Origin of the sequence: Stenotrophomonas sp. S41 (assembly GCF_016624625.1) — a bacterium.
Taxonomy (GTDB): domain Bacteria; phylum Pseudomonadota; class Gammaproteobacteria; order Xanthomonadales; family Xanthomonadaceae; genus Stenotrophomonas.
Genome location: NZ_JACVTV010000010.1, coordinates 42,895 through 63,786, shown reverse-complemented (window position 1 = coordinate 63,786; position 20,892 = coordinate 42,895). Strand labels below are relative to the sequence as shown.

23 protein-coding genes are annotated in these 20,892 nt (G+C 68.5%); 11 read left to right on the top strand and 12 right to left on the bottom strand.

What is annotated here, in order from left to right:
- Positions 1–24: 24 nt before the first annotated feature.
- The 3 genes from IAE56_RS04145 to IAE56_RS04135 are packed head-to-tail and all read right to left on the bottom strand — an operon-like array spanning position 25 to position 2,149.
- Positions 25–396, bottom strand: a complete 372-nt coding sequence (locus IAE56_RS04145) for a VOC family protein (RefSeq protein WP_200751578.1) — start codon at positions 394–396, stop codon at positions 25–27.
- Between the two features lie 17 nt (positions 397–413).
- Positions 414–1,052 (bottom strand): response regulator transcription factor, encoded by a 639-nt coding sequence (locus IAE56_RS04140; RefSeq protein WP_200751577.1) that lies wholly within the window; start codon positions 1,050–1,052, stop codon positions 414–416.
- A complete protein-coding gene (locus IAE56_RS04135) occupies positions 1,049–2,149 on the bottom strand; it encodes a histidine kinase (RefSeq protein WP_200751576.1) in 1,101 nt (366 codons plus the stop codon). Before IAE56_RS04135 ends, IAE56_RS04140 begins: the two co-directional genes overlap by 4 nt.
- A gap of 149 nt (positions 2,150–2,298) precedes the next feature.
- Between IAE56_RS04135 and IAE56_RS04130 the strand changes: the two genes are divergently transcribed.
- The 3 genes from IAE56_RS04130 to IAE56_RS04120 all read left to right on the top strand — a co-directional run bounded on the left by IAE56_RS04130 (position 2,299) and on the right by IAE56_RS04120 (position 5,059).
- Complete coding sequence (locus tag IAE56_RS04130; protein ID WP_200751575.1) at positions 2,299–2,721, top strand: DUF2141 domain-containing protein; 423 nt, start codon at positions 2,299–2,301, stop codon at positions 2,719–2,721.
- A 26-nt stretch (positions 2,722–2,747) separates the two neighbouring features.
- Positions 2,748–4,271 (top strand): carotenoid oxygenase family protein, encoded by a 1,524-nt coding sequence (locus IAE56_RS04125; protein ID WP_200751574.1) that lies wholly within the window; start codon positions 2,748–2,750, stop codon positions 4,269–4,271.
- A 71-nt stretch (positions 4,272–4,342) separates the two neighbouring features.
- Entirely contained in the window at positions 4,343–5,059 is a 717-nt protein-coding gene (locus IAE56_RS04120) for a transporter substrate-binding domain-containing protein (protein ID WP_200751573.1), read from the top strand.
- A 106-nt stretch (positions 5,060–5,165) separates the two neighbouring features.
- On the opposite strand, the gene IAE56_RS04115 is transcribed toward IAE56_RS04120, so the two are convergent.
- Entirely contained in the window at positions 5,166–6,104 is a 939-nt protein-coding gene (locus IAE56_RS04115; protein WP_200751572.1) for an AEC family transporter, read from the bottom strand.
- Positions 6,105–6,197: 93 nt separating this feature from the next.
- On the opposite strand from IAE56_RS04115, the gene IAE56_RS04110 reads away from it, so the two are divergent.
- Entirely contained in the window at positions 6,198–7,073 is an 876-nt protein-coding gene (locus IAE56_RS04110; RefSeq protein WP_164074821.1) for a LysR substrate-binding domain-containing protein, read from the top strand.
- Positions 7,074–7,112: 39 nt separating this feature from the next.
- On the opposite strand, the gene IAE56_RS04105 is transcribed toward IAE56_RS04110, so the two are convergent.
- Positions 7,113–8,672 carry an alkaline phosphatase gene (locus tag IAE56_RS04105; protein WP_200751571.1) on the bottom strand — a complete coding sequence of 520 codons (1,560 nt, stop codon included), beginning with the start codon at positions 8,670–8,672 and terminating at the stop codon, positions 7,113–7,115.
- 117 nt (positions 8,673–8,789) lie between these two features.
- Between IAE56_RS04105 and IAE56_RS04100 the strand changes: the two genes are divergently transcribed.
- Complete coding sequence (locus tag IAE56_RS04100) at positions 8,790–9,587, top strand: D-alanyl-D-alanine carboxypeptidase family protein (protein ID WP_200751570.1); 798 nt, start codon at positions 8,790–8,792, stop codon at positions 9,585–9,587.
- Here IAE56_RS04100 and IAE56_RS04095 read toward each other — a convergent pair.
- Together IAE56_RS04095 and IAE56_RS04090 are read right to left on the bottom strand one after the other, a co-directional pair.
- On the bottom strand, positions 9,571–10,134 hold the full coding sequence (locus tag IAE56_RS04095; protein ID WP_200751582.1) for a TetR/AcrR family transcriptional regulator: 564 nt from the start codon (positions 10,132–10,134) through the stop codon (positions 9,571–9,573). The genes IAE56_RS04100 and IAE56_RS04095 overlap by 17 nt on opposite strands.
- A 50-nt stretch (positions 10,135–10,184) precedes the next feature.
- On the bottom strand, positions 10,185–10,778 hold the full coding sequence (locus tag IAE56_RS04090; protein ID WP_200751569.1) for an NAD(P)H-dependent oxidoreductase: 594 nt from the start codon (positions 10,776–10,778) through the stop codon (positions 10,185–10,187).
- Positions 10,779–11,022: 244 nt separating this feature from the next.
- Between IAE56_RS04090 and IAE56_RS04085 the strand changes: the two genes are divergently transcribed.
- Positions 11,023–13,074: a TonB-dependent receptor gene (locus tag IAE56_RS04085; RefSeq protein ID WP_200751568.1), complete on the top strand. Its 2,052-nt coding sequence runs from the start codon at positions 11,023–11,025 to the stop codon at positions 13,072–13,074.
- 67 nt (positions 13,075–13,141) lie between these two features.
- Here IAE56_RS04085 and IAE56_RS04080 read toward each other — a convergent pair whose 3' ends face one another.
- Genes IAE56_RS04080 through IAE56_RS04070 form a run of 3 tightly spaced genes read right to left on the bottom strand, consistent with a single transcriptional unit; the run spans position 13,142 to position 14,919 of the window.
- The gene (locus tag IAE56_RS04080) at positions 13,142–13,408 is read right to left on the bottom strand and encodes a hypothetical protein (protein ID WP_200751567.1); all 267 of its coding nucleotides are present in this window, start codon (positions 13,406–13,408) and stop codon (positions 13,142–13,144) included.
- A gap of 4 nt (positions 13,409–13,412) precedes the next feature.
- A complete protein-coding gene (locus IAE56_RS04075) occupies positions 13,413–14,240 on the bottom strand; it encodes an isocitrate lyase/phosphoenolpyruvate mutase family protein (RefSeq protein ID WP_200751566.1) in 828 nt (275 codons plus the stop codon).
- A 52-nt stretch (positions 14,241–14,292) separates the two neighbouring features.
- On the bottom strand, positions 14,293–14,919 hold the full coding sequence (locus IAE56_RS04070; protein WP_200751565.1) for a hypothetical protein: 627 nt from the start codon (positions 14,917–14,919) through the stop codon (positions 14,293–14,295).
- Between IAE56_RS04070 and IAE56_RS04065 the strand changes: the two genes are divergently transcribed.
- The 4 genes from IAE56_RS04065 (at position 14,918) to accC (ending at position 18,284) form a co-directional block, all read left to right on the top strand.
- Positions 14,918–15,628 (top strand): DOPA 4,5-dioxygenase family protein, encoded by a 711-nt coding sequence (locus tag IAE56_RS04065; protein ID WP_108770766.1) that lies wholly within the window; start codon positions 14,918–14,920, stop codon positions 15,626–15,628. The genes IAE56_RS04070 and IAE56_RS04065 overlap by 2 nt on opposite strands.
- A 293-nt stretch (positions 15,629–15,921) precedes the next feature.
- On the top strand, positions 15,922–16,365 hold the full coding sequence (gene aroQ, locus IAE56_RS04060) for a type II 3-dehydroquinate dehydratase (RefSeq protein WP_108770182.1): 444 nt from the start codon (positions 15,922–15,924) through the stop codon (positions 16,363–16,365).
- 61 nt (positions 16,366–16,426) lie between these two features.
- Positions 16,427–16,906 carry an acetyl-CoA carboxylase biotin carboxyl carrier protein gene (gene accB / locus IAE56_RS04055; protein ID WP_200751564.1) on the top strand — a complete coding sequence of 160 codons (480 nt, stop codon included), beginning with the start codon at positions 16,427–16,429 and terminating at the stop codon, positions 16,904–16,906.
- Between the two features lie 10 nt (positions 16,907–16,916).
- Complete coding sequence (gene accC, locus IAE56_RS04050; RefSeq protein WP_108770184.1) at positions 16,917–18,284, top strand: acetyl-CoA carboxylase biotin carboxylase subunit; 1,368 nt, start codon at positions 16,917–16,919, stop codon at positions 18,282–18,284.
- A 164-nt stretch (positions 18,285–18,448) separates the two neighbouring features.
- Here the strand turns inward: accC and IAE56_RS04045 are convergent, their stop codons facing one another.
- On the bottom strand, positions 18,449–18,823 hold the full coding sequence (locus tag IAE56_RS04045; protein WP_150452989.1) for a hypothetical protein: 375 nt from the start codon (positions 18,821–18,823) through the stop codon (positions 18,449–18,451).
- Positions 18,820–19,785 (bottom strand): hypothetical protein, encoded by a 966-nt coding sequence (locus IAE56_RS04040; protein ID WP_200751563.1) that lies wholly within the window; start codon positions 19,783–19,785, stop codon positions 18,820–18,822. Before IAE56_RS04040 ends, IAE56_RS04045 begins: the two co-directional genes overlap by 4 nt.
- 164 nt (positions 19,786–19,949) lie before the next feature.
- Here IAE56_RS04040 and prmA point away from each other — a divergent pair, with 164 nt between their 5' ends.
- On the top strand, positions 19,950–20,870 hold the full coding sequence (prmA, locus tag IAE56_RS04035; protein WP_108770187.1) for a 50S ribosomal protein L11 methyltransferase: 921 nt from the start codon (positions 19,950–19,952) through the stop codon (positions 20,868–20,870).
- The last annotated feature ends 22 nt before the right edge of the window (positions 20,871–20,892 follow it).

The following is a 20,892-nucleotide window of genomic DNA, read 5'->3' as shown; positions in this document are numbered from 1 at the left end:
TGGGCTCGGCTCTACAGATGGGCGTCAGGCTGTTGTCGGGGCCTGCACGGCGATGCGGTTGCCTTCGCTGTCGGCGATCTCCGCCACGCGCCAGGCGCCTGCCTCGGCGGGGCCGAATCGCAGCGCGGCACCCGCCTGCAACGCACGGGCAAGGCTGGCATCGAGATCCTGCACGCCGACATAGATGCGCGCGCCCCGCTCGGACGGCAGGTAATCCGCGCCATGGACCAGCGCCATGCTGGCACCGCCTGCATCGTCGTCGAACGGCAGGTACGCCATCGTGCAGTCGTGCACCTCCACCGGGGCACCGATTTCCACCTGCAGCCACTGCTGGTAGAACGCGATGGCGCGGGCCAGGTCGGCCACCGGAATCTCGACGTGCATGACAGGGTTCATCGCCGCACCATACCGCTTCAGATGATGCGCAGGGTAATCGCCTTCAGCACTGCGCGGGTGCGGTCGCGGGTGCCCAGCTTGTCGAGGATGCTGGACACGTAGTTCTTCACCGTGCCTTCGGCCAGGAACAGGCTGCGCGCGATTTCCTTGTTGCTGTAGCCACCGGCCAGCAGGCGCAGGATGGCCACTTCGCGTTCGCCGAAGGTGTCGCTGGGCGGCGCTTCATCGTGGAAGCGGTAGCGCGAGCGCACCGGTTCGGTACTGACCGGCAGCAGCAGGGTTTCGCCAGCGGCGACGCGCTCGATGGCTTCGCGCAGGTCGGCCGGCGCTGCATCCTTCAGCAGAAACCCCTGCGCACCCGCTTCGCTGGCGCGCAGCAGCAGGTCGCTTTCATCGAAGGTGGTCAGCAGCAGGCAGGGCGTGGCGTCGCCGCGTGCACGCAGCTGGCGCAGTGCCTCAATGCCATCCAGGCCGGGCATGCGGATATCACTGAGCACCACGTCCACCGGCTGCGCGGCCAGCGCATCCAGCAGTGCCTGGCCATCCTCGGCTTCCAGCACCACCTGCACGCCCAGGCCCTGCAGCAGCGCGCGCAGGCCGGCGCGGACCAGGGCCTGGTCATCGGCCAGGGCGACACGGATCGGTGCGCCGCTCATGCCGGCAACCGCGCGATCAGGTGCATGCCGCCCTGCTCGGTACGGGCCAGCTCCAGCTGCCCCTGCACATCGGCCAGGCGCTCACGCATGCCGGAAATGCCATTGCCCTCGCGGATGCGCTCGGCGCGCTGGCCGTCATCGCGGATATCGATACGCAACCGGGAATCCTCTTCGCTCATCGTCAGCCATACGTTATCGGCTTCGCCATGCCGTGCGGCGTTGGTCAGGGCTTCCTGCACCAGGCGCAGCACCGTCTCGGCCGTGCGTGGATCGGTGACCCGCACGCCCTCGGCAATCCGCAGCTGCAGGCGCGGGCGCGGGAACGGCGCGGCCAGCGCATGCAGGGCGGTGTCCAGATCCAGCCCGCGATCATCGCGCATGGACTGCACGACCTGGCGGATGTCGGCGAGCAGTTCGCCGGACAGCTGTTCGGCGGTCTGCAGGCCCTCGCGTCCGGCCAGCACCGGATCGGCGGCCAGCGCACGCAGGTTGAGGCGCATGGCGGTGAGCTTGTGCCCGGCGACGTCGTGCAGTTCGCGCGCCAGCCGCAGGCGCTCGGCATCGCGGGCGCTGTCGGCCAGCAGGGCACGGGTGGCCAGCAGATCGGCATTGACCCGCGCCAGCTCGTCGCGGGCCAGCGCCGTGCTGCGCGCATAGTGCGCGGTCAGCGCGGCAAAGGCCTGGAAGCCGCCGTACAGCAGCACCACCAGCAGCGGCTGGGTGAAACCACTGTGGCGCAGCACGGCGTACTCGGCCAGGTTGGCCAGCAGCGCAACCACCAGCACGAAGCGCGGCGGCCAATGCTCGGCCAGCTGCGCAACCAGCACCACCAGCAGCACCGGTGCCGTGCCGGTGCGTGGCTGCAGGGCGATGAGGGCGACCGCCAGCAGCGCCTGCAGCACGGCAACGACCGCGCGGAGGCGGGTCGGCAGCCCGACCCAGCCGTGCACCGCGAACAGCAGCAGGAAGGCGCCGAGCAGCAGCAGGCTTGATCCGGCCCCGCTGCGCTGCACGCCGAATGACAGGCCGACCACCAGCACGGTGATCACGCCGGCAAGGCTGAGGGGACGCAGGAGATGGCGGAGCAGGCTGGGCATGGCGGCATGCTGACCGGCCCGGCCCCCTGCCGGCAATGGGTCCAGCGCAGAAAGTGACTTCTGGCACGTCGGATCGATGACCACTGGCCCTGAACCCGGGCCAGCCCCCGGCGCAGACTGGCCCCACACCTCCAGACGGAACTGCCGCCATGATCCGCACCGCCCTGACCTGCTCCCTGCTCGCTGGCCTGCTGCTTGCCGGCGGCACCCATGCCGCCGAGCTGACCGTGAACGTGCACGATGTCCGCGCCCAGACCGGCACCCTGCGCGCCGCCCTGGTGTCCTCCGACGAGGCCTGGAACGGCAAGGCCGCACCGGTGCAGGCGCAGCAGGCACACCCGCAGGGCGACAGCGTGCACTTCACCTTCAAGGATCTGCCGGCCGGCAACTATGCCGTGCTGCTGACCCACGACGAGAATGACAACGGCAAGCTCGACACCAACCTGGTCGGCATGCCGATCGAAGGCTACGGCTTCAGCAATAATCCGCAGGTGATGCGCAAGCCGACCTTCGAGGAAGCACGCTTCGCGGTGTCCGCCGCCGGCACCGCCATCGACATCACCCTGCGCTGATTCTCCTTCCCGCACCGAGGCCCGCCATGGATCGTCGCCGCTTCCTCCGCACCCTGATCAGCAGCACCGCTGGCCTGGCCTTGGGCGCCACCGCCCTGCGCAGCGCCCCGGCCTTCGCCAACGACCCGGCGCAGTTCGCCCAGGGCCTGCAGGAGCATCCGTGGCTGCTGGGCTGGCGCGGGGTGAGCAGCGAGACGCTGGGCCCGGCCACGGTGCAGCTGCAGGGCCGGCTGCCGGCCGGCCTGGCCGGCACCCTGTACCGCAACGGCCCGGCCTGGAGCGAGCGCGGCACCCTGCGCTACGACCACTGGTTCGACGGCGACGGCATGGTCCACGGTTGGCACTTCAACGGCGACGGCAGCCTGACCCACCGCGCACGCATGGTGGCCACGCCGAAGTTCACCCGCGAGCAGAAGGCCGGTCGCTTCCTCTACCCCGCCGCCGGCACCAGCGTCCCCAACGCACAGGCCGTGCGCAACAACGACGATGCCAACGTGGCCAACACGTCGGTGATGGCGCTCAATGGCCGCGTGTTCGCCCTGTGCGAATCCGGCTCGGCGTTCGAGGTGCATCCCGATTCGCTGGAGACGATCGGCCCGGTGACCTGGCGCCCTGACCTGGCGGCCCTGCCGTTCTCGGCGCACCCGCTGGTGGACCGCGATGGCAGCGTCTGGAACTTCGGCTCGATCAGCCTGATGGGCGGCGCCGGTCTGCTGGTCTGGCACATCGGCAAGGATGGCCAGCTGATCAGCGCCGATGTGATCGCCACGCCCGGCCGTGGCTACCTGCATGCCTTCACCATGACCGACCAGCACCTGGTCTTCGTGCTGGCGCCGTTCGACTTCAATGAGAGCGGCGGCAGCTTCTTCGAACGCATGCAGTTCGCCCCGCAGCGCGCGGCCAACATCGCGGTGGTATCCAAGGATGCGCCGGACAAGGCGCAGTGGTTTGAAGCACCGTTCGCGGCGATCTACCACTTCGGCGATGCACATCGCAGCAAGGACGGCATCGTGGTGCGTGCCGTGCGCCGCGACAACATGGACGAAGCTCGCTCGCCGATGAAGGAAGCGATGGCCGGTGACGGCGCCCACGCCACCAACGGCCACAGCAGCCTGGTGGAACTGCACCTGGACCTGTGCCGTGGCCAGGCGCGCTGGCAGGATACCGGCATCAGTACGGTGGAATTCCCGCTGTTCGACCCGCGCACGCCCGACAGCCGCGCGGCCCGCCTGTACGCACCGACCGTCGATGGCGCCAGCAACACGCCGTACTTCAATGCGGTGGCCGCCTTCGACGTGGAACGTGGCCGCCGCCAGGTGTGGCGCTATGGCAGCGACATCATGGCCGAGGAGCATGTGTTCGTGCCCCGCCCCGGCAGCCGCAATCCGGATGATGGCTGGCTGGTCGGGACCCTGCTGGATCCGGTGAACAAGCGAAGCGGTATTGCCGTGCTGGATGCGCGCCATGTGCAGGACGGCCCGCTGGCGCAGGCCTGGCTGCCGTACGCGGTGCCGCTGGGTTTCCACGGCACGTTTGCCGCGCGGGCGTAACCGCAGGCGCACGCCGCGCGCACGCGGCCGCTGGCATGCTGGGGTTCCCCGTGTTCCCCGGAGTGCCCCCCATGCCGCTGTCCGACCATCGCGCCGTGCTTGCTCCACACGGTCACCTGCGCGTGGCGATCAATCTGGGCAACCCGGTGCTCGCCCAGGGCGATGCGCGTTCGCCGCGCGGACCGTCCGTGGAGCTGGCTACGACGCTGGCGCAGCGGCTGGGCGTGCAGGCGCGTTTCACCTGCCACGATGCGGCCGCCTCGGTCGTGGCCGCTGCCGCCGACGATGGCTGGGACCTGGCGTTCCTGGCGGTGGATCCGGCGCGTGCCGACCGGATCGCGTTCAGTGCGCCCTATGTGGAGATCGAAGGCACCTACCTGGTGCGCGAAGCCAGCCCGGCGCGAACGGTGGCCGACCTCGACCGCGAAGGCGTGCGCATCGCGGTGGGTCGCGGCGCGGCCTACGACCTGTACCTGAGCCGCGAGCTGAAGCATGCGCGGATTGAACGGGCGGAGACCTCGGCGGCGGCGATCGATCTGTTCGACCAGCAGAAGCTGGATGCAGCGGCCGGTGTGCGGCAACCGCTGCAGGCCTGGACGCAGGCACATCCCGGGCATCGGGTGCTGGCCGATCGCTTCACCGCGATCCAGCAGGCGGTGGCCGCCCCGGCCGCGCGCCCGGCGGATGCACTGCAGGCGTTGTTTGCCGAGGTGGAGGCGATCAAGCAGGGGCCGTTGCTGGGGGAGGCGTTCGCGCGGGCCGGGCAGGCGGTGACGCTGGTGCGGTGAGGGAATCTGCTTTTGTAGAGTCGAGCTTGCTCGACTGAGGCCCGAGAAGCAGTCGAGCAAGCTCGACTCTACAAAGGGCACAAGGCAGCCGAGCATGGGCTCGGCTCTACAGCTGCAGCAGCGCCAGGTAGCCGGTCACCGTCAGCAGGGACAACAGGGTTGTTCCCAGCACCGTGGCCGCCGTGGTCGATGCTTCGCGGCGGTGGAACTCGGCCAGCATGAAGGGACCGGTGCCGGTGGGCAGCACCGCCATCAGCACCGCGGCGTGCGCAAGCGCGGCCGGCAACGCGAATACCTGCGTGGCGAGCAGCCACACCAGCAGGGGATGCACCAGCAGCTTCAGGCCGCCCAGCACCACCGCGCTGCGCCCAGCACCCGGCACCGGCGTGCGCCGCTCCCCGAGGAAAAGGCCCAGCGCGATCAGCGCACACGGGGCCGCCGCGCCGCCGAGCAGCTTCAGGAAGGTTTCCGCCGGCGCCGGCATCGACAGGCCCAGCGCCATCGGCAGCACGCCGGCCAGCGGCGCCAGCAGCAGCGGATTGCGCAGCAGCGAGCGCGCCACCTTGCCCAGCAGATGGTGCAGGCGCTGCTCGCGCTGCAGGCCGACCTCGATCAGCACGATGGCTGCGGCGAACAGCACGCACACCGTCAGCAGGGTCGCGACCAGCGTCGGGGCCAACGCCGACTGCCCGAGCGCGGCCACTGCCAGCGGAAAGCCGACGAAGCCGGTGTTTGCATAGGCGGCGTTGAGCCCGTCGATGCTGGCATCGGCCAGCGCGTGGCCGCGGCGTCGACGCCACCACACCGTGGCGGCAAACAGCAGCGCGGTGCCACCGCCGAAGCTGGCGATGAAACCCGGATGCCAGAGCTGCTGCCAGCGCGCATTGGCCACCACGTCGAACAGCAGCGCCGGCAGCGCCAGCTGCACCACGAAACGGTTCAGCTCACTGGTCGAATGCGGGCCCAGCGCACCACTGCGGCGGGCCAGCCAACCGGCAAGGATCAGCGCGAACACGGGAAGGACGATGGCCAGGACGGACAGCATGGGCGGCGCGAAGGGAGGGAATGCCGCGCAGGCTACGCGCCATCATCAATACCTTCCAATGCTTTTAACGGGCACCAGCGATACCATTCGCGCATGATCGACATCCGCCCGCTGCGTTACTTCCTGGCCGTCGCTGACACCCTGCACTTCGGTCGGGCCGCCGAACGCCTCAATGTCACCCAGCCGCCGCTGAGCCGGCAGATCGCCGCGCTGGAGGACTCTCTGGGCGTGGCGCTGCTGGAGCGCGACTCGCGGCACGTGCGCCTGACCGCGGCCGGCCAGCGCTTCCAGGAGGACGCCCGCGGGGTGATGAACGCCCTGCAACAGGCCTGCCACGCTGCCCGCCAGGTCGGTGCGGGCGAGCTGGGTGAGCTGCAGGTGGGCTTCATGATGCATGCCGCGCACAGCTCGGTACCGCCGCTGGCCCGTCGCTTCATTGCCGCGCATCCACAGGTGCAGCTGCGCCTGCGCGAGGCGCTGCCGATGGCCCTGCTGGACGGGGTGCGTTCGGGTGCGCTGGATGCAGGTATCGGCTTTGCGCCGGCGTCGCTGCGCGGGCTGGAACTGCTGCCGCTGCAGGAAGAACCGCTGTGCGTGGTGGTGCCGGCCGACCATCGCCTGGCGCGCCGCCGCAGCGTCGATATCACCGCTCTGGCCGGCGAGGCGCTGATCACCGCGCCGGCCGACGTGGTGCCGACCCTGCGCGAGGCCATCGAAGCCAGCTTCCATGCCGCCGGCCTGCAGGCCGATGTGCGGCTGGAAGTGCAGCTTCAGCAGAGCATCGTCAGCCTGGTGGGCGAAGGGCTGGGCATCGCGCTGGTGCCAGCCTCGCTGCAGCGCATGGGCATGCCCGGCGTGTCCTTCGTTCGCCTGAAGGACGCGCCGCGCGTGCAGCAGGTGGTGTTCTGGAAGGCGGACAACCGCAATCCAGTGCTGCCGCGGTTCCTGGCCTGCGTGGTGGATCGGTAGAGAAGCAGCCGAGCGTGGGCTCGGCTCTACAGGGGGCGGTCAGCGCTGCAGGGCGTCCTGCACGGCCTTGGCCACGTCGGTGTTGTCGATGTAGCTGCCGTCGTTCCAGCGCACGTGCTGGCGGTAGCCGGCATCGACGCCGCGCACGCGCTGGCCCAGCAGTTCGGCACCGTTACCCTTGGCCCACAGCGGCACCAGGCCGTTGGAGTGGTTGCCGGTGGGGCGGAAGCTCATGCCCGGCATCTGCCCGCGGCCGTTGTTGCGCACCGGCTCGAAGGCCACCTTCTGCGCGTCCGGGCCCATCGGCATGCTGTTGTCGTGGTCGGTGGTGACGATCAGCAGGTTGCGTTCCCAGCCACCGTTCTGCTCGATCCACGCCACCACTGCCGACACCGCATCGTTGAACTCGGCGGTCTCTTCGATCAGGCGGCCATACTGCGGCTGGTCGGTGCAGGCACCGTAGTGCCACTCGGTACCGCAGGCGCTGGTGTGCGCGGCCCAGTCGGTGGCGCCACCTTCAACCATCAGGAACAGGCCCTTGGGCGAGCGCTGCTGCAGGAAGCGCAGCGCGCCGCGGGTCATCGTGGCCAAGTCCGGCACGCTGTCGATCTTCTTCACCCCCGACGGCGTCGCGGCATCGCGCCCGACCACCGGCAGCTGGCGCGCCTGCTGCAGGGTGTTGGCCACGCGCGGCACGCCGATCAGCGGGCGGTCGGACGGAAGGCGGCCATCGGCCAGTGCGGCGAATTCATCCTTGCTGCGGATCAGGCGCCACGCACCGGACGGGTTGCCGGCAATCGGCGTGCCCGCTTCCAGCTGCTGCCAATCCTGCTGCGACACCCATTCCCACGGGCTCTGGCAGCCTTCGGCGGCGACCTTGTCCATGCCGTCCACGCAGGGCGTGCCGTCGACGCTGTAGCCGGGGCCGCCGGTGCCCATCACCAGATCCATGTGGCCCTGGGCCAGCATCTGGTGGGCGATCTGGTGGTAGCTGTTGCGCGATTCGCTCTGCGCCGCGAACGCCGCCGGCGTGGCGTGCGGGAACGGCACCGAGGTGACCACGCCGGTGGCCATGCCCAGCGCCTTGGCGCGCAGGGTGTTGAACTCCACCGGCTGGCCATCGTTGTTGTAGTTGATGGCGTTGTTGTAGGTCTTTACGCCGGACGCCAACGCAGTGCCCGCGGCGGCGCTGTCGGTGGCGACTGCAGCCAGGTACTGGTAAGCGACGAACGGCAGATCGGGCGCCGGCACCTCGGTGGTGTCCCAGGCCTGCATGGGGTCGTAGCCGATGCGCTGCGAATCATCGCGGGTGGGCTGGCCACTGGCGTTGAGCGGGAACGTGGTGACGGCCAGGCGCTGCGGGAAATCCGCATACGGTGCGCCTTCGCGGCTGCCGTACTGCCAGTAGGCCGCCGCATCCCAGGTCCCCCAACCGGCGCCGTCGTTGATCATCACGATGACGTTGTGCGGGCGCGCTTCGGCGGTCGTTGCGGTGGCCGCCTGCGCATCGGGGCGCGTCGTCGGCTGACAGGCAGTGAGCGCGGCAAGCGCCGCCAGGATCGACGGGCACAGCCAGCGTCGCGCGAGGGGTCGGGTCATGGAGATTCCTGCAGTACGAAAGGCGGCGACACCGCCAACAGCGGCACGTTATATCATTGCAATGTTGCAGATTCGTGCGGCTTTTCGCCCTGCGTGCTGCGCGTTATCGTGTTGATGATGTCACTGCCTGCTTCGCCGATACCGGCACTTTCTTCGATCACCGTGGATGCGGCCACGCTGCACACCCTGCAGCAGCACGAGGCCAGGCTGCCGCGCGCGCCCGCCTCGCTGACCAAGCTGATGACCGCGCATGTGGCCTATGAGGCCATCGCGCGCGAGGGTCATGCGTGGACGGACAGCACCGTGATCGATGCGCATGACGTGCACACGGTGGCCGCCGATGAAACGCGGATGGGCCTGGTGCCGGGCGAGACCGTCACCCTGGGCCACCTGCTGGAAGGCCTGATGATCGTCTCCGGCAACGATGCCGCGTTGGCGCTGGCCCGCCACCTGGAAGGTTCGGAGGCTGCCTACGTGCAGCGCATGAATGACACCGCCGCGCGCATGGGCCTGCGCGATACGCACTTCGTCTCGGTCTCGGGCATCACCACGCCGGGCCATGTATCGACCGCGCATGACATGGCGATGCTTGCCGCGCGACTGCTGGCCGATCATCCGCAGGTGCTGGCCATCACCGCGCAGCGCCACTTCAGCCACGGCACGTTCTGCAAGGACAACCAGAACACGCTGCTGGGCTCGGATGGCATCGATGGGCTGAAGACCGGCTATACCCGCGCGGCGGGCTTCTGCCTGGCGGCGACCGCGTGCCGCGACAGCGAAGAGGCAACGCACCGGCTGATCAACGTCACCCTCGGCGCGCCCACGCGGGAAGCGCGCAACGCGTGGGTGCAGCAATGCCTGCAGGACGGTTTCGCGCAGCTGCAGCGCGACGCGGCGATCAGCGCGCGCGGCTGACGGTTTCGACGATCAGCCGTTGCAGTTCCGCTTCCGCATCCGGCTGCAGCAGTGCGCCGGCAGCCACCGCCTCGGACAGTGCTTCGGCGGCGCCAAGGATCGCCCAGCGCCCGGCCACGGGCACATCGCCGCCAGCGGCAAACGGGCCCAGCCACTGCGCACACTGCTCGACGAAGTCCTGCTGGTACCGGTGGCGCACGTCGCGCAGCTCGGGCGAACCGGCCAACGCGGCGAGGATCGCCTGGATGTCGCTGCCCTGCGACAGCACGCAGTCGATGTAGCCCGACGCGATGGCCTGCGCACGCTCGTGCAGGCGCGCCGGTGCCGCGCCGATGCGCGCATCGAACACGGCGGTCTGGCGCTGGTCGTAGTCCGCATACAACGCGGCCAGCAGGCCATTGCGGGTGATGAAGTGATCGTAGGCCACCGGCTTGGTCACGCCGGCCGCCTCGGCCAGGCGTCCCAGGCTGAGGGCATCGGTGCCCTCGCCGCCCACCAGTGTCCAGGCCACGTCCAGCAGCTGGCGGCCACGCTGTTCGCGTGACATCCGGCGACGGGTGGGCGTGGCGGCGGTGGACATGCAGCGGCTCTACATCATCAGGCAGGTGTGCCTATGGTACGGCCGATGCCCGTGGCGGTCTGCAGATGCGCCGCGGCCTGGCCGCTGTCGGCATCCAGCAGCAGCGTGGACGAGTGCACGGTGGCACCGCAGTAATCGAAGATGCCCATGTCGATCTGTGTCTTCATTGCCGCACCGTAACCGCGGCGTTCGATCATCTCCGCGCCCGCACCGCCAATGCCGACCAGGTGCACCTGCAGCCGCTGCAGTTTCTTTTCCACCTTGCCGTCGGCACCGTCGGCGTAGGCCCAGCCCTGGGTGAACACCCGGTCGATCCAGCCCTTCAGCAGCGCGGGGAACGACCACCAGTACAGCGGATACACCAGCACCAGCGTGTCGGCGGCATCCAGCCGCGCATGTTCGGCGGCCACGTCGGCCGGCACCGCCGCGCCCTGCTTGAACAGGCCGATATCGGCGGCGTTGAAGCGGGGATCAAAACCCTCGGCGGCGAGGTCGGCGAGGGTCACGCTATTGCGCGCATCGGCATCGGTGATGGACTGTCCGATGCGCGCGGCAACGGCATGGGTAAGCGAAGCGGAATCGGGATGGGCGACGACGATGAGGCTGTGCATGGGGAAAGACCCGCGGATTGATTAGTTACCAATGGTAACTAGCGGCAGAAATTCCACCAGTACACCCCGCAGGACGCTGATTTCGGCGCGCTGGCTCTCCCTGGGCTGCCGCCCAAGCGGACATCGATATGTCACCAAACGTCAAATGCGAATGATTCGTGATACGATTGTTAAGGAATTCTGAAACCCCCACACACGGACGTCCCAGCCATCGCCAGTGGACCCTCAACAGGAGTACTGCGCGATGTCGCATGCCGTTCTGAAATCCCGTCGTTCCGTTGCCGCCCTGACCGCCGCAATTGGTTTTGCGCTGGCCAGCACCGCCCACGCTGATGCCGCTGCCGACGCTTCGTCGGCCAAGCAGATGGACACCGTGGTGGTCACCGCCACCGGCGCCCAGCAGTGGATCAAGGATGCGCCGGCCAGCATCAGCGTCATCACCCGCGAGGAGATCGAGCGCAAGCCGGTCACCAGCATCGGCCAGCTGCTGAGCACCGTGCCGGGCGTGACCGGCGGCTATGCACTGTCCGGCGCGCAGTCGAAGATCCGCCTGCGCGGCCTGCCCGAGCAGTACACGCTGATCCTCATCGACGGCCGCCGCCAGGGCAATTCCTCCGGCGTGAACTACCGCGACGACCTCGGTCCGCAGGATCTGAACTGGCTGTCGCCGGACATGATCGAGCGCATCGAAGTGGTGCGCGGCCCGATGTCCTCGCTGTACGGCTCGGATGCGATGGGTGGCGTGATCAACATCATCACCCGCAAGATCAGCGACCACTGGGGCGGCTCGGTCACCCTCAACCACAGCATGCCCGACTCGGACACGCGCGGTGACACCACGCAGATGGGCGCGCTGTTCAGTGGCCCGCTGACCGAGAACCTGGGCGTGCGCATCGGTGCCAACGTCACCGACCACAAGTCCGATACCGGTGCGCGGCAGACGCCCGGCAACAAGGCGCAGAACGCCAACCTGCAGTTCCACTGGCGCCTCAACGACGATCACGCGCTGACCCTGGAAGGTTCGCGCGGCGAACAGCGCAACACCGGTGCCGGTGATGTGTATGCCTGGGGCCTGTCCAAGCTGGTGCAGACCGGATATGTCGTCAGCCACGACGGCCGCTACGGCGACAGCACCACGTCCAAGAGCACGCTGGTGCAGAACGACTACAAGGACAAGGGCAGCGTGCTGGGCACCCACTCCAAGGAGACGGTGTTCGACACCGCCTTTACCCACGGCTTCCACTGGGGCTTCGAGCAGACCCTCAACGTGGGTGCGCAATGGAAGCGCGAGGAGCTGGAGAACCCGGACACGATCGGCACCGTGCCGGTGACCTGGACCGGCAGCGGCCGCATCAGTCCGGTGAGCGAAGCCGATTCGTGGGCGCTGTTCGCCGAGGACCACATCACCCTGCACGAGCGCTTCGTGCTGACCGTGGGCCTGCGCTGGGACAACACCGACAACTACGATGACAACATCAGCCCGCGCATCTACGGCGTGTGGCATCCGGGCGATGCATGGACCGTGCGCGGTGGCGTGTCGCAGGGCTTCAAGGCGCCGAACCTGAAGCAGGGTACGGCCGGTGCGGCGACCCAGTCCGGCGGCAACGGCTGCACGGCACTGACCGCCGAAGGCTGGACCAGCCGCTCGGTGAGCGCCGATGGCACCACCGGCTGCTACATGGCCGGCAACCCGAACCTGAAACCGGAAACCAGCACCAACTACGAGCTGGGACTGGGCTACGACAAGAACGGCTGGTCCGCATCGGCGACCTACTTCCTGACCGACTTCGACGACAAGATCCAGCAGGTTCCGCTGCGCGAGATCTCCGGCCAGACCACCAGCTTCGTCAACGGCTTCTGGTGGACCGTGGCGCAGAACGTGCAGAAGGCCCGCACGCGTGGCATCGAAGCCAGCGTGACCGTGCCGCTGCACGAGCGTGTCAGCTGGACCACCAACGCCACGCGCATGCTGGAATCGAAGAACCGCACCACCGGCGCCAGCCTGCTGGTGGTGCCGAAGATCACCGGCAACACCTCGTTGAACTGGGACGTGACCGATGCCTGGTCGCTGAACCTGAGCGCACAGCACATCGGCAAGCAGCTGGTGTCCTCCACCAGCGCGACGTTCGCCAAGGCCTACACCACGGTGGATCTGGTGACCGGCTATGACGTGAACGAAAACCTGACCCTGCGCGCGGGCGTGCAGAACCTGGGCGACGTGTCCACGATCGAGGAAGGCAACAACTACGACGGCGGCGCGCGTACGTTCTTCGTCGGCCTGACCGCGCGGTTCTGAGGAAGTAACGGGGTCGGATCCCTTCGTGCAACGAACGGCTCCGACCCCATCCACGCATGGCGTGGATCTATTCCAGGTCCTGCAGTCGCACGACCAGGGTTTCCTGCAGGTGCTGGTGGCTCCACGTGCTGGCGCCCCGCGCGTGGCCCTCCAGCCGCAGCGCCGTGTGTCCGGCATCCTGCCAGCGCACGAGGATCTCCAGCTCCAGCGGTCCCTCGTCGCGCTCCAGCACGCGTACAAGCGCCGGACCGTCGACGCGGGCCAGCAGCCCCGGCGCCTGGCGCAGCGCCTCCATCTCCCTCACCAGCGCCGCGTAGGCGGTGACGTTGTCCATGGCCTCAGCGGAACAGGTCGTTCAGTGCCGCGCCCGCGGCGGCCTGCTGCAGGCCATCGAAACGGCCGTCGCGCAGGATCGGATCCGTGGCGTGCATCAGCCCGCCCCATGCCGCGCGCGCCAGGGCCCCGCCCAGGCTGACCCGGCGCACGCCCAGCGCGGCGATCTCCTGCAAGGTGAGCGGCGTGGGCCCACCGACCAGCAGGTTCACCGGCTTCGGTCCTGCGGCCGCAACCACCGCCGCGATCTGCTCGCGCGTGGTGATGCCCGGTGCGTACAGCACGTCGGCGCCGGCGGCGGCATAGGCGTGCAGCCGCTGCAGGGTGTCTTCCAGATCGGGCACGCCGACGAAGAAGTTCTCCGCACGCCCCACCAGCAGGACGTCGGCACCGGCACGGTCGATGGCCGCACGCGCAGCCGCCAGGCGCTGCACGGCCTCCTCCAGCGGCCGCAGCGGCGCCCCCGCCACGCCGCTGGCATCTTCGATGGACAGCGCGGCGATGCCGGTTTCCAAGGCGGCGGTGACCGCTGCGCCGACCTCGTCTGGCGTCGCGCCGAAACCATCACCGAAGTCCGCGTTCAACGGCAGCGACGTCGCACCCGCCATCAGCCGCAGGTGTTCCAGCGTGGCTTCCAGCGAAACGGCACCATCGGGCCGGCCCTCGCTCCACGCGCAGCCGGCACTGGTGGTGGCCAGCGCCTGGAAGCCCTGCCGCTGCAGGTAGCGCGCACTGCCCACGTCCCACGGGTTGGGCAGCACGAAGCAGCCCTGGGCGTGCAGTTGGCGGAAGGCAGCGCGGCGGCGGGCGGTCTCGGTGTCAACAGCGGTCATGGCGAAGGTCCGGTGCATGGCCCGGCCACCCTAGCCCGGCCGCGGGCACGACTCAACGTGGGAGACCCGGGGCCAGGCCGGTGTGCTCGCGCAGCGTCCGCTCGATCACCGTGCGGTTTATCCGGTCGGACAGGAACACCCGATGATCGACGCCGGCATGATCGCGCAGGCTCAGTGCGCCTTCGCCCTCCACCGTGACGAAACCGTAGCTGGCAATGGCCTGCCATGGCAGGAGCAGAATGCTCTCGCCCTTGATGATGACGATGCCATTTGGTCCGTGATCGACCTTGCGCGGACTGAGCCAGTAAAAGATGTAGGTCAGCAACGCGATTGCGGGCCCCATGCCGACGCAGATCGCCAGCGACAGGGCGATATCACTCGCACTGCGTTCCCGGGTGAGCACCGTCAGCACCCCGAGGACAGCGAAAATTCCGCTGCACACCAGCGCGCTTTTCAGTACCTGCCACTGGAAAGGGTTGAATCGCGGTTGGTGCCGCAGTCCCAGCAGCCAGGGTTCACGCCACTTCATTGATGGGCCACGTCCGTTGTGCAGTCGCACGTTGTAGCGCATCGCGGCGACGCCCGGAAGATGCGCGGCATCACCTGATGCCTGCTGCTTATTGGACGGCGCGGCCACCATCGCCGAGCGTGGCGGCTCCGCCACCAGGACGCTGGCCATGCCGCCGCATACCCCTGCCCCACCCTTTGACGCGGCCGAAGACGCCGGATGGGCCGACCTGCTTTCACCCGTACGCCGGCGCCTGATCGCCTCGGCGGGCGTGGCGATGGGCGGGCTGGCCGCTGCGAGCACGGCCAGCGCCGCGCCCAACACCACCGAACCCGGCCGCCCCGGCTTCCGCCCGATCGTGCCGCCGCCGGCGCAGGGCCACAGCCCCTGGGGCCAGGACACGGCCGCCGAAGCGACACCGCGCCCGGCCAGCGTGCGTCCGGGCGAGTCGCCGCTGCCCAGCCGGCCGCGTGCCTATACCGATATCAAGAGCTACCACGCACACATCTATTTCGACGAAGACAGCTACCAGAAGGCCGCCCTGCTGCGGCGCTGGGCGGCCGAGCGCTTCCCGGTGGAACTGGGCAACTGGAACCTGGAACCGCGCGGCCCGCATGTCACGCCCTCGTTCTATTTCGGCTTCAGCAACGACCTGCTGCCGGTGCTGGTGCCGTGGCTGCAGCTCAACAGCCTGGGCCTGACCATCCTCATCCACCCCAATACCGGCGATGGCCGTGCCGACCATCTGTATTACGCGCTGTGGGTGAACCGCGCGCAGCCGGTGAACGCCTACAACTGGCCGGCGCCGAAACCCGGCGAGACCGAGGCGCTGGAAGAGGTGTTCCCGAACGTGGTGCCGACGGTGCCGCTGGAGACCTGAGTCCGGCGGCGGCCATCCACGCATGGCGTGGATCTACCGGGCGCGGACGTGGTCATCCACGCATGGTGTGGAACTACCGGGCACGGGCGAGCGTGGATCTACGCCATCGTCGGCCTTTGTGCGGGCATCCCCGCCGCCATGGCGTTCAGCGGGCCTTGATCCGGCGCCACCCATACGGCCGCAAGCGCTTCCACGATTTTCAAACGATTGCTTTAAACACCTGCAATTTCGCCGAACTGGACAGCATCCACAGGTTCCGCCAGACTGCCGCCCTTTCCTGTTGATCGGATTCCATGGCGAAGCTGCTGGTCCTGCATGGCCCCAACCTCAACCTGCTCGGCACCCGCGAGCCGGAGGTCTATGGGCACACCACGCTGGCCGACATCGACCAGGCGCTGGCCGCCCAGGCCGCTGCGGCCGGGCATGCGCTGGAAAGCCTGCAGTCCAACGCCGAACACGTGCTGGTGGACCGCGTGCAGGCCGCGCGCTCCGACGGTACCACGTTCATCCTGATCAACCCGGCCGCCTTCACCCACACCTCGGTCGCCCTGCGCGATGCGCTGGCGGCGGTGGCCGTGCCGTTCATCGAGATCCACCTGTCCAACCCGCACACCCGCGAACCGTTCCGCCAGCACAGCTATTTCAGCGACAAGGCGGTGGGCGTGGTGTGTGGCTTCGGCGCCGACAGCTACCGCTACGCGATGGACGCGGCGCTGCTGCGGGTGTCCGCCACCTGATTGTCGACCCGGGCGCCAGCCGGCGCTCTACCTCACCTAGATAGAAACCAAAGAGGCCCTCATGGATCTGCGCAAAATCAAGAAGCTGATCGACCTGCTGGAAGAGTCGAACCTGGCTGAAATCGAAATCAAGGAAGGCGAAGAGTCCGTGCGCCTGTCGCGCGCCCCGGTGGCCGGCTATGCCGCACCGATGCCGGCCCCGGTGTACGCCGCTCCGGCTGCCCCGGCTGCGCAGGCCATGCCGATGCAGTCGCCGACCGAAGCCTCCACCGGCGGCACCGCCAAGCCGGGCCCGGCCCTGCCGGAAGGCCACGTGCTGCGTTCGCCGATGGTCGGCACCTTCTACGCCTCGGCCGCTCCGGACAAGCCGGCCTTCGTCGCCGTTGGCCAGCAGGTCAAGGAAGGCGAGACCCTGGCCATCATCGAAGCGATGAAGATGTTCAACCCGATCGAAGCCGACAAGTCCGGCACCATCGTCGCCATCCTGGGCGAGAACGGCCAGCCGGTGGAGTTCGACCAGCCGCTGTTCGTGATCGGCTGAGGGGCACGCCATGCTCGACAAAGTCGTCATTGCCAACCGAGGGGAGATCGCGCTGCGCATCCTGCGCGCGTGCCACACCCTGGGCATCCGCACGGTGGCCGTGCACTCCACGGTCGACCGCAACCTCAAGCACGTGGCCATGGCCGACGAGTCGGTCTGCATCGGCCCGGCACCGTCGCCGCAGAGCTACCTCAACATCCCGGCGCTGATCGCCGCGGCCGAAGTCACCGACGCCCAGGCCATCCACCCGGGCTACGGCTTCCTGTCGGAGAACGCCGACTTCGCCGAGCGCGTGGAGGAGTCCGGCTTCATCTTCATCGGCCCCAAGGCCGACACCATCCGCATGATGGGTGACAAGGTCGAAGCCATCCGCGCGATGAAGTCCGCCGGCGTGCCGTGCGTGCCCGGCTCGGGCGGCCCGCTGGGCGAGGACATCGTTGCCAACACCAAGATCGCCCGTGAGATCGGCTACCCGGTCATCATCAAGGCGGCGGGCGGCGGCGGTGGCCGCGGCATGCGCGTGGTGCACGCCGAAGCCTCGCTGAAGACCTCGATCGAAACCACCAAGAGCGAGGCCAAGGCTGCGTTCGGCAATGGCGAGGTCTACATGGAGAAGTTCCTGGAGAACCCGCGCCACGTGGAGATCCAGGTGCTGGCCGACGGCCAGGGCAACGCCATCCACCTGGGTGAGCGCGACTGCTCGATGCAGCGCCGCCACCAGAAGGTGGTGGAAGAAGCACCGGCACCGGGCATCAGCGCCGAACAGCGCGATGAGATCGGCAAGGTCTGCACCGAAGCCTGCGTGCGCATCGGCTACCGCGGCGCCGGCACCTTCGAGTTCCTGTACGAAGACGGCCGCTTCTACTTCATCGAAATGAACACCCGCATCCAGGTGGAGCATCCGGTCACCGAAATGGTCACCGGCATCGACCTGGTGGCCGAGCAGCTGAAGATCGCCGCCGGCCAGAAGCTGTCGATCAAGCAGAGCGACGTGGTGCTCAGCGGCCATGCCATCGAGTGCCGCATCAACGCCGAAGATGCTGAAACCTTCGTGCCGAGCCCGGGCACCATCACCGGCTTCCATCCGCCGGGCGGCCCCGGCGTGCGCGTGGACACCCACATCTACAGTGGCTACCGCGTGCCGTCGAACTACGACTCGATGATCGGCAAGCTGATCGTGCACGGCCCGGACCGCGAGACCGCCATCGCCCGCATGCGCGTGGCGCTGAGCGAGATGGTGGTGGACGGCATCAAGACCAACGTGGCCCTGCAGCAGCGCATCATGCGCGACAAGGGCTTCCAGGCCGGTGGGCAGAACATCCACTACCTGGAAAAGCGCCTGGCCGAACGCAAGAACAAGCCGATCGCACTGACCTGATCAGCGCCAGCGGCTGGACACGAAAAGGGCGGGGATTTCCCCGCCCTTTTCTGTTGCCTGTTTCCTGTAGCGTTTTCGGTAGCGCCGGGTCATACCCGGCGGACCTGCAATGTGGCATCGGCACGCAACACCGCCGGGCATGGCCCGGCGCTACCGGGCACGCGTCAGCGCTTGTCAGCGACTTCGGCCGGAATCTGCGTTTCGGCCAGCGGGCGCACGCCGTTGGGCGAGGTCGGATCGACGATCACCATGGTTTCGGTCGAGCCATCGGGCCAGACCACCTGGAAGGTGCTGCCGGCCGGCAGCGAGGCAAACGGCGCGCCACTCTGCGCGCGGTACACCGCAGCCACCTGGCTGGCACCGGCGCGGCGCACGTCTTCCTGCGCCTTCACCGAGGTCAGTTCAACCTTGGAAAGGTGCCGGTAGCGATCCTCGTAGGTGTCGATCATCAGCAGGCCAACCGCGCCGGCCGAATACGCGACAAACAACGCCACCCAGAACCAGAACTTGGCCCCGTGCAGGAGTCGACGGTAATTCATTGCCCGTTCCTCTTTCCAATCAATTGCTTGATCCATTCGTTCATCTTCCCCGCACCTTGCCGCGATACAGCAGCGTCATACACGAAATCCTGGAAATCCTGCGTACCATCCTGCGAACAGATCCCTCCATTCGCGCAGTAACTGTTCATCAGCACGCTGTCGGCCCCACACGGTAGACCGAGCTGGCAGGCAGCCACCCGCCACGCCATCTCACTGAGCTGCTCGCCGGCCACCATGTTGGCCAGCGCCTTGTCGCCAGCAGCGCGCACGCCCATGCCCGGCGCCAGGGCCATGTAGGCCTCCGGGTCGCGCGAGGTACGTACGCGCTCCACCAGATCGCGGCGGTACTGGTCATTGCTGTGCAGCGGCTCGCCCTCGGCGAACAGCGCGGCTTCGGCGGCCAGGTTGCCCTGCAGGGCGGCACGCCGGCGTTCGTTGAACACCAGCGAAGGGCCCAGCTTGTCGCCCGGCACGAAGCCACCGCAGCGCTGCGCCACGCGCTCGCGCGCCTGCACCATCGCCGGCGCCGCGCTCAGGCCGAGGCCGGCCAGCACGTTGTTGTCCAGGCGGTAGCCACCGGGATCGACCGCGTACTGCGCGCAGTAGTCGTAGACCCGGCTGAGCATCCACCGCGCTTCATGATTGCCCTGCTCGGCCTGCGCCTTCAGGCGCTGCGCGTAGGCGAACAGATCGGTCTCGCCTTCGATGTCGGCGCGGATGTCCAGCGGCAGGCCCGAAGGCAGCGCGCTGCCGCGCTCGAAGCCAGCCAGGCGGCGGGCCAGCGCTTCAGGCATCACCGGTTCCAGCGCGTCCTGCACGCTGGCGGCGGACACCGCCACCGGCGCGCCCACATCGACCTGCGCAGCGTGGCCATGGCCACTGGCCCGATAACCGGCCACGCCCAGCACGGCCACGGCCGGCAGCACGAGCAACCAGGTTTTCAGGGTCGGGGCGAGAGCCATCGGCGGTCGGTTACGGCACGTCGGGCAGGAAAGCGCCAAGTTTAGCAAGGCCCGGGAGGCCTGTCTGAATCAGCCTCGTTCAGCCCCGGCCGGCATCTCAGGGGATACGGAGACGGCCGGATGGTCTAGCATGGCCCCCTTTCCCGCGATTGCCCCCCACCGCCATGCCGTTCCTGGAACTGACCCTGCGCTGCACCGAAGCCACCCAGCCCCGCTATGAGAACGCGCTGGAGGACGTGGGCGCGCTGGCAGTCACCCTGCTCGATGCCGAGGCCGACACCAGCAACGAACAGGCCATCCTCGAGCCGGGCGTGGGCGAAACCCCGCTGTGGGACACCCTGGTGCTGAGCGCGCTGTTCCCGGCCGACAGCAACGCGCTGTTGCTGCTGGCGGCGCTGGAAGCGTTCGACCCGGAGCTGGACTGGACCGGCGGCAGCTTCCGCGCGGTCGAGGACGAAGACTGGGAACGCGCCTGGCTGGACCAGTTCCAGCCGATGGATTTCGGCAGCCGCACCTGGATCGTGCCGTGGAACCATGAACTGCCGGAGGCGGCGCAGGCCGCCGACGCCGCCGTGGTCCGCCTGGACCCGGGCCTGGCATTCGGCTCGGGCACCCACCCGACCACCGCGCTGTGCCTGCGCTGGCTGGACCAGCTGGCCGTGGATGGCCTGCTGCAGGGTCAGCGCGTGCTCGACTTCGGCTGTGGCTCGGGCATCCTCGCCCTGGCGGCGCTGAAGCTGGGTGCCGGCGAAGCGATCGGCGTGGACAACGATCCGCAGGCCCTGATCGCCACCGCCGACAACGCCGAGCGCAATGGCGAGCAGGCCCGCATGCACGTGTACCTGCCGCAGGACGAACCGGTGGCCACCTACCCGATCGTGGTCGCCAACATCCTCGCCTCGGCACTCGATGCACTGGCCGAACTGCTGGCCGCACGCGTCGCTGCCGGTGGCCGCATCGCCCTGTCGGGCATCCTGCATGGCCAGGAAGGCGAACTGCTGCAGCGTTACGCGGCATGGTTCGACGACCTGCAGGCCACCCAGGACGGCGACTGGATGCGCATCACCGGCGTACGCCGCGCCTGATCGTGGTTGAATGACCGCTGGA